Origin of the sequence: Lentzea kristufekii (genome assembly GCF_033949925.1) — a bacterium.
Classification (GTDB): Bacteria; Actinomycetota; Actinomycetes; order Mycobacteriales; family Pseudonocardiaceae; genus Lentzea; species Lentzea kristufekii.
The window spans coordinates 260,350-272,222 of sequence record NZ_JAXAVV010000003.1 but is presented as its reverse complement, the minus strand read 5'-3'; the positions used below and the strand labels follow the sequence as shown (position 1 = coordinate 272,222).

The window sequence follows — 11,873 nt, the reverse complement described above, 5'->3', positions numbered from 1 at the left end:
CGCAGACTTCATCCGTGAGGGTGATCATCGTGCTGGCGTTGCTGCTGGCCTGCGGCGCCTCCGGCGTGCCCGTGCGCTCGGAGGTGATCCGGTGGCTGCCCGTGTGGCAGGCCGTGCCGACGCTGTCGGGTTCGGTGCCGGACCAGGGCGTGCGCACGACGGTCGACCTCGCGGCGGGCGGCACCTCGGTCCGTGTGCGCCTGTCGAACCTGATGGGCATCAAGCCGGTCCGCGTCGAGCAGGTGATGGTCACCGCGAACGGCGAGACGCGGCAACTCACGTTCGGCAGGTCCAAAGGCGTCACGATCAGAGCGCGCGCCGAGGTTTACAGCGACGCCGTGCAGCTCGAGGTCACCAAGACGCTGGAGATCAGCACGTACGCCCCTGCCGGTACGCCCTGCCAGGCCCGTGCACATCGCACGATCACGTCCACGCGTGATCAGATCTGCCTCGTCTCGGCCGTCGAGGTCGCGGGATTCACCGCGCCGGGCGCGGTGGTGATGTTCGGCGACTCGATCACCGAGGGGTTCTACGGAGACACCTGGCCGTCGTTGGTGCAGAGCGACTACGCGGTCCTGAACGCGGGCATCAACGGCAACGGCGTGGTGCTGGGCAACGCACCGATGATCACCCGCGTGCACCGGGACGTCCTGTTCAGCAACGAAGTCCGCAAGGTCGTGCTGCTGGGCGGCATCAACGACATCCAGAGCGGCGTCAGCGCCGAGAACGTCATCGCGGGCATCCGCGCGGTTCAGCTGCGATGCCGCAACGAGGGCGTGGAGTTCCACATCGGCACCATCACGCCGTGGCGCGGCTGGTACACCTGGACCGAGGAGAAGGAACAGCAGCGCCAGAAGGTGAACGCGTGGATCCGCGCCACCTTCCGCGACGCCATCGACTTCGACGAGGCCGTGCGCGACCCCGCCGATCCGCTCAGACTGCGTCCGGAGTTCGACTCCGGTGATCACCTGCATCCGAACGGGAACGCATTCGGTGCAATGGCTCGCCTCGTGCGGGTGTGATCAGCCGGCGGTCCGGCGCGTCGGCCAGCACGCCCGCCAGCGGGTCGTCGCCCGCCAGCCGCACGAGGTCGCGCTCCGGGTGGTAGATCTCCTTGAGGATCATCACGCACAACATGACGACGGCGGCGTCACGCAGCAGCACGGCGCCGAGGAACCAGTCGATCGGCAGGCCCTTGTTGTCCGTGCCGAGGTAGAAGTACATGCGCGGCACCCACACCAGCGCGTCGACCGTCATCCACGCCAGCAGCAGCTTCCAGCGCGGCAACGCCAGCACGGCCAGCGGCACCAGCCACAGCGAGTACTGCGGGCTCCACACCTTGTTCGTCAGCAGGAACGCCGCCACGACCAGGAACCCGAGCTGCGCGAGCCGTGGCCTCGTCGGTGCCGAGAGGGCCACGTAGGCGATGCCGGCGCAACAGACGAGGAACAGCACCATGCTGACCGTGTTGAGGATCGTCGGCGGCTGTCCCTGCGTCAGGCCGGGGTCGAAGCCCTGCCACCCCGTCCACTGCACGAGCACGTTGTAGAGCGTGTCCGGGTCCGCGTTGCGTTCGGTGTTGAGGCGGAAGAACTCACGCCACCCCGTCTGCGAGGCCGGGTTCAAGGCGATCGGCGCGTTTACGAGCGCCCACGCGCCTATGGCCGCGGCCGTGGTGGTGAGGCCGACCTTGATCCTGTTGGACCGCCAGCACAACAGCAACAACGGCCCGAGCAGGAACAACGGGTAGAGCTTCGCCGCACCACCGAGCCCGAGCAGCACTCCGGCGAGCACGGGCTTCTTCCGCGCCCACGCCAGCAGACCGGCCGTCGCGAATGCCGTCGCGATCGTGTCGAAGTTGGTGAACGCGTGCACGACGACCAGCGGCGACACGGCCACGATCGCCGCGTCCCACGTCCTGCGCCGCGCGATCCGGGCGACCGAGAACACCGTCACCAGCCACGCGACCGCCAGCCAGAACGCCGTGACGTTGAAGAACACGATCACGGTCATCGGCAGCCCTGGCACGAGCGCCACGAGCCCCTGCGCCACGCGCGCGTTGAGCCACATGAACAAGCCGGTGACCACCGGGTACTCCATGTACCGGACGTGTTCGGTCGGCTTGCCCTCGTCGTCCTTCCACGACGTGATGTACGGGAAGGAACCGCGCTGGTCGAGCCGTTCCGCGGTGTAGAGCGGCACCGTGTCGGAGTAGCAGAGCGCGGTGAACTGCTTGCTGCCCCGCCAGTCGAGCTGCACGACGCCCTTGTCGTCCGTGTACTGCTGGATGCACGGCGACTTCTGCACCCAACCCAGCAGCAACGTGACCACGGCGAGCATCAGGACCACCCGCAGCGCCGTCCAGAAGTAGTTCCGGCCGACCTGCGCGTGCTCCCCGAGCGGACCGCCGAACGGTCTGCTCAGGCCGCGCGCGAGGGACTCGGTCCACGTGGGTGCGACGCGTTCTTCGCGGGTGAGCGAGTCGGTTTCCTCGGCGAGGTCCGTCTCGGAGGCCTCGGCGGGACGCTCGGCAGGGCTGCTGGGCACGTGGCGGATGTTACGGGGATCAAGCAGCAGGGGTGGTCAAAAGGTCGTCGACGCAGGAAGAAGCCCGGTGCGGGTGCCGCACCGGGCCTATCGGGTCAGTCGTTCAACCGCACCGTGCGGTCGATCTCCCCATAGCCTTCGACCGTGTTCGGCAGGCTCGACGGGCAGTCGAGGTCCGACAGGTCCACCTTCGGACTGGGCCGCTGGTGCACCACGTACCGCACGCACAAACGCACGATCGTTTTCACGTAGGTGCCGCCTCCGCCCGCTTCGGCGTGGTCGTAGAGCACCACGTCGATCTCGAAGCCGTCTTGCGTGCGCTTCCTGCCGAGTTCCTGGTGCTGCTCGAGCGGGAGGACGACCTGCGTCTCGTCCTGGCCGTCGGCGACTGCGTGGCCGATGGAGTCACGCAGGTTGGCGGCCAGTGCGCGAACCTGATCGGTGGCCCGTTCGGAGGAGACCTCCGTGGGTGAGGGTCCGCACGCCGTCGTGCCGGCCGCGAGCGCGGCCAGCACGACGGTGAGAACGATGCGAGTGGTCACAGACCGATCTTCCTCAGTGTTTCGGTGAACACCTCGCCGTACAACGCGTGTCCTTCCCTGGTCGGGTGGAAGCTCTCCAGCCCGATCGGCAACCAGGTGCCGTCGTCGCCGTCGGTTTCCTTGCCCTTGACCTGGTTGATCCGCTCAGGGCTTCCGCACGCCCCCATGCCGTTGAACTTGGCCATCGGGTCGGCGAAGGTCACCGGGATGCGGTCCTCGCTGTTCATTCGCAGCTCCAGGAGCCTGAACTCGTCCCTCAGCAGGGCGCCGACCTCCCCCAGCCACGTGGGATTGTCCCCCGGAACCGTGCACACCGGGCCCTGTTCGACCAGCTTCGGATACCCCATGAGCACGATCTTCGCCCTGGGTGCCTTGGCGTGCACGGCCCTGATGGTGTCCCGCACGTCGGGGATCACCTTCTCCTTGATCAACTTAGGCACGGAGTCCTTCATCGGGCCGGGACCGACCTCGCTCGTCTCGCGGTCCTTGCACACGCGCCACAGCACGCACGTCCTGAGCACAGGGGTGAACTGGGCGTCGTTGCCGCCGATGGAGAGCGTCACCAGGTCGGTGTCCTCGTTGACGAACCCCCGGTCCAGCTGGGTGACTTCACCGTACTGCCCGATTCCACCAGGTTTCACGTCTTTCGTCTTCGCGCCGGAGCAGGCCAAGAGCTGGTAGTCCAGCCTGGAATCGCCGTAGTTGTCCGCGACCTCGCCGATGGTCCGCCCGCCCAGCGCGGCGAGCTTGCCCTGACGTGACCACGCGTGCTGCGAGCGGTGACAGGCGTTTCGCCACTGGGGTTCGGCGCCGTCGATGTTCGTCTCGCGGTAGTAGGCGGAGTTGCCGCCGCTTCCCTCACCCGACGAGTACGAGTCACCCAGGGAGACGATCGTCTGAGGCTTCTGGTTCAGCGGCTGGAACGCGACCGCGTCCCACGCCACGTCCTCGAATCCGCCCTCCCCGGACGAGCCCACGTGGTTGGTCCCGAAGTTCGACAACGACACCGAGGGCGTTCCGGAGAACTGCATTGCGCCCAGCGACACCCACTTGTTCGACTGGGTTCGTTGCAGGATCACCCGTTCCTTGCGCTGGGTGCCGGGACCGGTGTTGATCTCGTACTTGGCCTGCTGCGTGTGGGCGCCGTGGTCCGGTACGTGGACCAGCACCCGCCACCAGCCGCTGATCGGCCGGTTCAGCGTCCAGGTTCCGGTGGCCTTCATCTTCTGGGTCTTCTGGTTGTCCCGCCAGGCGTGGGCGAACCAGAAGTGACCGTTGAAACCCGCACCGATCTGGTGGAAGTCGATCTTCGACGCGTACCTGCCCTGCGCGTCGCTCGCGAACTGCAGGTTGAACGAGCCCGAGTTCGGCTGCCTGGTGCAGGATCTCGTCGCCGCCGCGTCCGTGTCGTCGACGATCAGCGCCCCGGTCAGGCCGATCGGGAAGCAGTTCGGCGGATAGCTGGTCCCGTCGGGCTGATAAGCGATGTCCGGCTCGCGGAACTTGTTGGTCGCATAACCACACTGTTCGGAGCAGTTCGCCTTCCAGGTGGAGGAGTGGTGCCACCAACACCTCAGGTCGTAGTAGCCCTGCGCGTCTCGGTGACCGCACGGACCGACCGGTTCACCGATCGTGCTCTCGTCCTCCGGTGTGCTGGGGTCATCCGGCTTGTCGGGCGTGAAGGACGAATTCTCGTCGCAGTCGTTCAGCGTCTTGACGCAGAAGAGGAAGTTGTCCGGTTTGACCTTGCGACGGTAGTCGTCGCTGTTCCACCACGTGTACGCGTAGCCGGAAGCGACGACACCGGGAGACACCACGGCCTCGATCGGGTGTCCTGCCCATCCCATGATCTTTTCGGGGTAGGACCACAGCTGCGGGTTCGCCGCGTCGTGGTACCCGCTCTCGAGGAACGGCGTGCGGTTTCGCGGGTAGTTCGGGTTCGCCGCGTTGTTGGCCCAGCCGAGGCCCCACGGTCCGGTGCCGTTCTGCGGCTTGAACCCCGAGTTGTAGGCCCACACCGCGAAGTACCAGTTCTCCAGCCACTGCGGGTCACCGTCGTTGACCTTCATGCCGGCCCGGCGGGTCTGGTTCCACTTGTCCTGCAGGATGCGCAGACCGGCGGCGATGTTGGTCGCGAAGTCGACGGCGGCCGCGCGCTGCATGTGGGCGGGCAGCGCGATCTCACCGGGCTTCTCGCGCCCTGCCTTGCGCATGCCGTCGGTGATCTGGGTGATGCCGTAGCCGCAGTCGGCGAGGCGCCAGTCGATGTCCCAGTCGTTGTCGGTGTTGCCGTCGTAGATGTTGACGCCGTAGAAGTTGCCGATCAACGGGTTGCCGGACACACCGGGCAGTGAGAAGCGCGAGGCCTGCCACAGGTTGGACTCCTGGGCGAGGATGCCCAGCATCACCTGTGGCGGAACCGAACCGCCGCCTTCGAGGGGAATCGGCGGGAACATCTCCTGCGGCTTCCACGCGGTGGTCATGCCGGAGTTCTTCCAGTTCGCCTCGCGCTGGATGTACAGCCCGTTCGTCACGGCGTAGTCCACGGCCCACTCGACCTGACGGGGAGTCGGTTGGTAGACCTGGGTGTTCACGTCGTTGCGCGGGATCGAGCACACCGACTCGTCGTCGAGCGGGGTGTTCGGCGAGCCGGCCGCCGTCATCTCACCACTCCTGGTGGGGAGCTGAGGGCTGGGCTCCAAGCCGCCTTCCGACTCGGCTGCGGGCAGCACGGTGAACGCCGCGTCCTTGCCGGTCGCCGCGACCTTCGCCTCGACGCGCACCGGCTGTGCGTCTGCCGGAGTGCTCTGCTCCTGCATCTTGGCGCGCTGCACCTTGGTCACCGCGAGCTGCCCCTGCACCGACATCGTGCTTTCCTTCGGCACGTCGGCACGGGCCACACCGGCGGGGAGCTTCTCGATCTTGTCGGTCTTGCCCGTGATGAACACCTTGCCGCTGGCACTCGCGGTCAGGCCGAGCTCGGTCAGCGGGCCCTTGGCGAGAGTGCTCACCGCAGCGTTCTTGTTGACCCGGTCGATCCGCCGCACGAGCGACGTCCCGCCTTCGGTGTCCAGGAAGACGACACCGCCGTCGGAGTCCGTCCGCAGGTAGAAGGGCAGCGAGGACGTCTTGGCGAGATGACGGGCCGCGCCCTTCGCGTCGACGGTGATGAGCCTGCCGTCATCCGCTGCGACGATGCCGTTCTTCGTCGGAATCGCCGACGTCACCTGACCGGCGACCTCGATCGGGCTGGCCAGGGTCGCCGCCGCCGCGTCGACCTGGAACAGCCGGGTCTTGCCCTTGGACTCCGTCGCCAGCTGGGTGATCACCGCGTTCTCGCCGTTGCCACAGCCGGGGCTGTAGTAGGCGAGGGTGCTGTGCACCGGGAGCTTCTTGACGGCGCCGGACTCCAGGTCGACGGTCGCGGTGAACGCGCCGCGCTCGAAGAGCTCCGGCTTGTTGGTGAACGTCCGCGGCGCGTACGTGACCACGAGCTTCTTGCCCGACGCAGTTGCACAGGCGTTGCCGATCCACTGGTCCGCCTCGAAGCCCGGCTCGGCCAGCGAGGTGACGGTGCGCCAGGTGTAACCGTCGCCGGCCCGCGCCGCGAGCACGTGGAACCCGGTGGCGTCACCCGTTGTCGTCCAAGCGATGTCGGTGGACTTCTGCCAGTCCTTGCCGATCACCTCGGTCCGCTTGTTCTGCGGAACGGATTCCGGCTCGGTGCTCACCGCGGTCGCCGGCGGTGGTGCCTGGTCTCCCGGCTTGTCGGGCGCGGCCGAGGCCGGTTGGGCGGTGGTGACCAGCAGCGCGGCCACCACGGCCGCCGCGGTCTTGGGTTTTTTGCGCAGGGTCCGGCCCCGCGCTCTTGCCTTGGGCAAGCGCATTTGAGTCCCCCAGGACTTTCGTGTTCAACTGTTTCCGGACGTCTGAATCGGATATCCGGCCGACGCTGACCGTCTTCTGGTTCCCCCATTTTCACGAATGCGCACGACCTCCCCATCGGTCGTGTCCGAGAATTGGTCTAACAGTTCACCCGCTGCGGCGTCAAGACGGCCGTTGGTGGTGTGGTCAGGCACCTCTGGACAAGGACGTGTGGTCTCCGTATGGTGCGAGACGCGGTCCTCACCTGGGAGGACCACTTCGCGCTGGGGGGCGTACATGAGCGTTTCGTTCACGCACACCTGATCAACTTTGATCCTTCGCAAAGAAGTCGATCTTCAGCGATCGGCTTCTTCGTGCTGCCCATCGCGCGGTTTTGGCGATGATCTGGGGGAAGTGAATGAAGAAGTTAATTCGTCTGTTCGCGGCGTTCAGCTTTGTTGTTCCGTTGGTGCTGGTCGGCATGGCGCAGCCTGCGTCGGCCGCGTTCGGCGACAGGAGGGACTACTGCGGTCAGGGCAACTACTGCCTCTTCAACGACGCCGAATTCCGTCTGTGCACCGCGGCGTTCGCGGGCAACGATGCCAACTACGCCGACGACCTGTGCTGGCAGGGCGGTTCGATCGGCTACTACCTCGACAACAACGCCAGCTCTGTCTTCAACAACGGTTATGCGGGTGCGCCCGATGACATCCAGTCGTTCCGGCACCCGAACTACGTCGAGATGATCTGGTTCGTCCCGCAGGGCACCTACTACGCGTACGTGGACCATTGGTGTGGCGCTTTGCCGTGCAACGACCAGGCGTCCTCGCACCGCTGGGTGTGACGCGCTGACGACATGAACGCCGACTCAGGCCGAAGTGGACGGACACCGTCCACTTCGGCCTGGCTCTCCTGGGGGAAGACATGGCCAGCAACCACCTCAAGGCGCTGGTGATCGGGACAGGCCTGTTCGCGATCGCAGCGTGCTCCGCACAGCCCGAACAACCCCGCCCGGAACCTCCTCTGGACGCGCTCCCGGTCATCAACGTCGACGCGGACGTCACCTTCCCGCTCGACGGCTACCTGATCTCACCGGAGAGCCGTGCCGCCGTCCGGAAGAGCCAGGACCTGCTGGTGCAGAAGTGCTTGCGCCGCTTCGGTTTCGAGATGGAACTGCCGGAGCGCGAGCCAGAACAGGTGCGGAGTCGTGTCATCGGTGTGGTCGACGACGCGGAGGTGTCCAAGCACGGCTACTCCGATCCGGAGACGCTCGCGTCCGTCCGCAGGGCCGAGGAACTCCGGAAACAACAGAAGCCCTGGTCGCAGGACATGGTCGCCGTGCTGAACGGGAAGGGCGCGAAGAACGAGGGCGTCCCCAGCGGTGGCTGCATGGGTGAGTCCCAACGGGCGCTCGGAATTTCGGTCAAGAGCCAGGAGAAGGCCGGCGACGAGAACTTCGTGATCGGCCTGTCACGCGACTCCACCACGTTCGCCGAGGCGGACAGCAGGTTGAAGGACGCCTGGGGGAAGTGGAGCGCCTGCATGAAGCAGGCGGGTTACGACTACGCCGACCCGTGGGGGCCCAACAACGAGAAGAAGTTCGGCGGTGACGACGCCTCGCCGGAGGAAATCGCCACGGCACGCGCCGACGTCGCCTGCCGCAAGAAGCACGACGTCAATGCGATCTGGGTGGCGGTGCGCACCGCGTACCAGAACCGGCTCATCGTGGACAACGCCGAAGTGCTGAAGAAGCACCAGACCCGTGTCGACGAACAGGTGCGCAAGGCGAAGGAGATCCTGTCGGGCAAGAACTGAGGCCACCTGTCGCTGAGCGACGAGTCGATGTCGTCAAAGATGATCGGGGGAAGTTGATGAAGAAGTTCATGCGCTTGTTCGCGGCGTTCAGCCTGGCTCTTCCGTTGGTGCTGGTCGGCATGGCCCAGCCTGCGTCGGCCGGGTTCGGCGACATGAGGGACCAGTGCGGTCTCGGCTACTACTGCCTCATGGGGGACGCCAACTGGCGGATGTGCATCGGAGGGTTCACGGGCAACGACTCCGACTACGCCGACAACGCCTGCTGGGACGGTGTGGTCGGGCACTACCTCGACAACCGCGCCACCTCTGTGTTCAACAACGGTTATGCGGGTGCGCCCGATGACATCCAGTCGTTCCGGCACCCGAACTACGTCGAGATGATCTGGTTCGTCCCGCAGGGGAACTACTACTCGAACGTGGACCAGTGGTGTGGCGCTTTGCCGTGCAACGACCAGGCGTCCTCGCATCGCTGGGTGTGACGCGCTGACCGCGTGCGTGACAACGGGAGAGGGCCCGGTGCGAAATGCACCGGGCCCTCTCACTCGTCAGCCGTCTCCTGGACTACCGCCTCTGGGGCGGCCACTGGTGGACGGATCGGGATCGATGGACGGATCGGGGCAGTTGAGGCCTGGGATGCAGCCGGGGTTCGGCGGCTTCGTCTGCGACGGCTTGGTCGGTTCCGAGGTTAGCGTCGGCTGGTTGTTGCTCGGCTGGCTGTTGCTGCTGGGCGGAGCCGACGGCGGGTCGGACTTGCGCGGCGGGTTGAAGTTGCCCAGCGGGACCGGCTTCGGGAACGACTCCTTCGCCACCCCCGCGAGTGCCCCGTCCATGAACTTCTTCCACATCTGGCCAGGAAGGCCGGAGCCGAAGATGGCCTTGCCTTCCTTGTTCCTGATGGCCACGTTGCCCTTGTCCTTGCCGACCCACACGGAGGCGGACAGCTGCGGCGTGTAGCCGACCATCCAGGCCTTCGAGTTCTCGTTCAGGCTGTCGGCGAGCTCGTGGGTACCGGTCTTGCCGGCGCACTCGCGGTTGCCCGCACACCCGATCTTCGAGAAGGCCGGGATCTCCTTCAACGTCTCGGTGACGTTGTCCGCGATGTCCCGGCTCTTCGTCTCGACCGGGTCGAACGCCGGCACCGGCTGGTCGACGTGCTGGTAGAGGACGTCACCCGTCGGGCCCACGACCTTCGTGACGAAGAACGGGGCGCGGTAGACGCCGCGAGCCGCGAACGTCGCGTACGCCGAGGCCATGTCGAACGGCCGCACCTGCGCGTTGTCCGCGCCGATGGCGATACCGGCGTTGGGCTTACCGCCGCCTTCACCGACCAACGTGGCCCTGTCCTGGCCCTCGATCCGCACGGTCTTCGGAATGCCGGCCTGGTGCGCCGCCTCCGCCACGGCCACCGTGCCAGTGCCCTGAGGGCCCGCCACCATGTCGTAGAACACGGTGTTGAGCGACTCCTTCATGGCCTGCTTGACCGAACACTCCTTGCCGCACGTGGTCGAGCTCGCGTTGCGGACCGGTTGGCCGGCGATCGTGCGCGGCGTGCTGTCGTACGTGTCGCCGATGCCCTTGCCCCGCTTCAGGTCGGCCACCAGGTCGAACGGCTTGAAGGACGAGCCGGCCTCCTGGATCGTGCCCTTGGCGTAGTCGATGCCCTTGAGGCCGTCCTTGCCCGGGTAGTAGGCCCTGACGGCGCCGGACTGCGGCTCGATCGCGCTGAGCGAGGTGCGCAGCTCCGGGTCCTGGCCCGCCATCACCGAGTTCACGGCGTCGAGCGCGGCCTGCTGCATCTTCGGGTCGATCGTGGTGGTGACGGTGACGCCGACCTTCTGCGCCTTCTCCATCGTGAGGCCGACGAGCTCGCTGTCGATCTCGTTCTGGACCTGCTGGCTCACGCGGGCCAGCGGGCCTTCGAGGCTCGCGGGCTGCGTCTGCTCGAACGGCAGCGGCTGCGGGAACTGCCGGGCGTCGTAGTCGGCCTGGCTGATCCACTTCTTCTGAAGCATCTGGTTCATCACGAACTCCCAGCGCTTCTTCGCGTACTCCTGGTCTTCAGACCACGAAGGCGTCTGGATCATGCCCGCGATGAGGGCGGCCTCGGAAGGAGTGAGCTCCGCCATCGGCTTGTTGTAGTAGACCTGCGCCGCGGCCTTCATGCCGTTCGCACCACGACCGAAGTACACCGTGTTCATGTACGCGGTGAGGATCGTGTTGTGGTCCGACTCGTTGCTCATCTTGAAGGCTTTGACGAGCTCCTTGAACTTGCGAGTCAGCGTCGCGTCCTCTTGACCGGTCGCTTTCTTGATGTACTGCTGCGTCAGACCGGAACCACCCGAGCTGCCGCCGGTCGCCTGGATCCAGACGGCGCGGACGATGGCCTTGGCGTCGAAGCCGGGGTTGTCGTAGAAGTTCGCGTCCTCCGCGGCCATGACGGCCTGCTTGACGGTGTCCGGAAGCTCCTCGTACGTCAGCAGCGTGCGGTTCTCGCCAGGCGAGGTGATCTTGCCCATCTCGGTGCCGTCGGAGTACAGCAGCGTGATCGTCTTGTCCTGGCTGGCCGCGATGTCGTTCGGGCGCGGCCACTCGACGAGCGGGTACGCGACCGCGATGGCGATCACCGGGCCCAGGATCATCAGGCCGATCGAGACGAAAGCGGCGATCCGGATGCGCTTCCAGATCTTCTTCTTGCGCAGACGACGCTCCTCCTCTTCGGTGAGCTCCGGCTCGTCGTCGTAGTACTCGTCGTCGTCATCGTCGTGCACACCGGCCATGAGGAACTCGTCGTCAGGCTCGCGGTGGGTGATGAGCTCGGGCTCGCGCTGCGTCGGCCGGTTGACCGGCGGCATCTGCGTGGTGCGGTCTTCACCGGGCTTGCGCGGGGGCATGGCGGGACGGCCGGGGCCGCCGGGACCGCCCTGCGGGCCACCGGGACCGGCCGGTCCACCGGGGCGACGGGCACCGGGAGGCGGGGCGATGGGCATGCCACCGGGAGGCGTCGGAGGACGGTTGCCCGGAACACCGGGACCACCGGGGCCGCCCATGGGGCCGGGCGGACGCCCCGGAGCACCCTGGGGCCCACCAGGACCGCCCTGCGGACCG

At 66.6% G+C, this 11,873-nt stretch carries 8 protein-coding genes; 4 read left to right on the top strand and 4 right to left on the bottom strand.

Annotated elements, in window-relative coordinates; translation table 11 throughout:
• The first annotated feature begins 14 nt into the window (after positions 1-14).
• Positions 15-1,022 carry a GDSL-type esterase/lipase family protein gene (locus SK571_RS08175; RefSeq protein ID WP_319983414.1) on the top strand — a complete coding sequence of 336 codons (1,008 nt, stop codon included), beginning with the start codon at positions 15-17 and terminating at the stop codon, positions 1,020-1,022.
• Here SK571_RS08175 and SK571_RS08170 read toward each other — a convergent pair.
• From SK571_RS08170 to SK571_RS08160, 3 genes are all read right to left on the bottom strand, one after another.
• Entirely contained in the window at positions 934-2,547 is a 1,614-nt protein-coding gene (locus SK571_RS08170; RefSeq protein WP_319983413.1) for a glycosyltransferase family 87 protein, read from the bottom strand. The genes SK571_RS08175 and SK571_RS08170 overlap by 89 nt on opposite strands.
• A gap of 95 nt (positions 2,548-2,642) precedes the next feature.
• Positions 2,643-3,089, bottom strand: coding sequence for a hypothetical protein (locus tag SK571_RS08165; protein ID WP_319983412.1), 447 nt, complete (start codon positions 3,087-3,089; stop codon positions 2,643-2,645).
• Positions 3,086-6,976 carry a GDSL-type esterase/lipase family protein gene (locus SK571_RS08160; protein WP_319983411.1) on the bottom strand — a complete coding sequence of 1,297 codons (3,891 nt, stop codon included), beginning with the start codon at positions 6,974-6,976 and terminating at the stop codon, positions 3,086-3,088. The genes SK571_RS08165 and SK571_RS08160 overlap by 4 nt, the downstream gene beginning before the upstream one ends.
• Positions 6,977-7,371: 395 nt before the next feature.
• On the opposite strand from SK571_RS08160, the gene SK571_RS08155 reads away from it, so the two are divergent.
• The 3 genes from SK571_RS08155 to SK571_RS08145 all read left to right on the top strand — a co-directional run bounded on the left by SK571_RS08155 (position 7,372) and on the right by SK571_RS08145 (position 9,247).
• Positions 7,372-7,797, top strand: a complete 426-nt coding sequence (locus SK571_RS08155) for a peptidase inhibitor family I36 protein (protein ID WP_319983410.1) — start codon at positions 7,372-7,374, stop codon at positions 7,795-7,797.
• Between the two features lie 80 nt (positions 7,798-7,877).
• A complete protein-coding gene (locus tag SK571_RS08150) occupies positions 7,878-8,768 on the top strand; it encodes a hypothetical protein (RefSeq protein ID WP_319983409.1) in 891 nt (296 codons plus the stop codon).
• A 56-nt stretch (positions 8,769-8,824) separates the two neighbouring features.
• Positions 8,825-9,247: a hypothetical protein gene (locus tag SK571_RS08145; RefSeq protein WP_319983408.1), complete on the top strand. Its 423-nt coding sequence runs from the start codon at positions 8,825-8,827 to the stop codon at positions 9,245-9,247.
• A 66-nt stretch (positions 9,248-9,313) separates the two neighbouring features.
• Here the strand turns inward: SK571_RS08145 and SK571_RS08140 are convergent, their stop codons facing one another.
• Positions 9,314-11,755, bottom strand: coding sequence for a transglycosylase domain-containing protein (locus SK571_RS08140; protein WP_319983407.1), 2,442 nt, complete (start codon positions 11,753-11,755; stop codon positions 9,314-9,316).
• Positions 11,756-11,873 lie beyond the last annotated feature (118 nt).

Excerpts from the sequence above, each read along its gene's own strand:
- SK571_RS08160 (WP_319983411.1), bottom strand. The coding sequence starts at position 6,976 with ATGCGCTTGCCCAAGGCAAGAGCGCGGGGCCGGACCCTGCGCAAAAAA.
- SK571_RS08155 (WP_319983410.1), top strand. The coding sequence starts at position 7,372 with ATGAAGAAGTTAATTCGTCTGTTCGCGGCGTTCAGCTTTGTTGTTCCG.
- SK571_RS08150 (WP_319983409.1), top strand. The coding sequence starts at position 7,878 with ATGGCCAGCAACCACCTCAAGGCGCTGGTGATCGGGACAGGCCTGTTC.
- SK571_RS08145 (WP_319983408.1), top strand. The coding sequence starts at position 8,825 with ATGAAGAAGTTCATGCGCTTGTTCGCGGCGTTCAGCCTGGCTCTTCCG.
- SK571_RS08140 (WP_319983407.1), bottom strand. The coding sequence starts at position 11,755 with ATGCCCATCGCCCCGCCTCCCGGTGCCCGTCGCCCCGGTGGACCGGCC.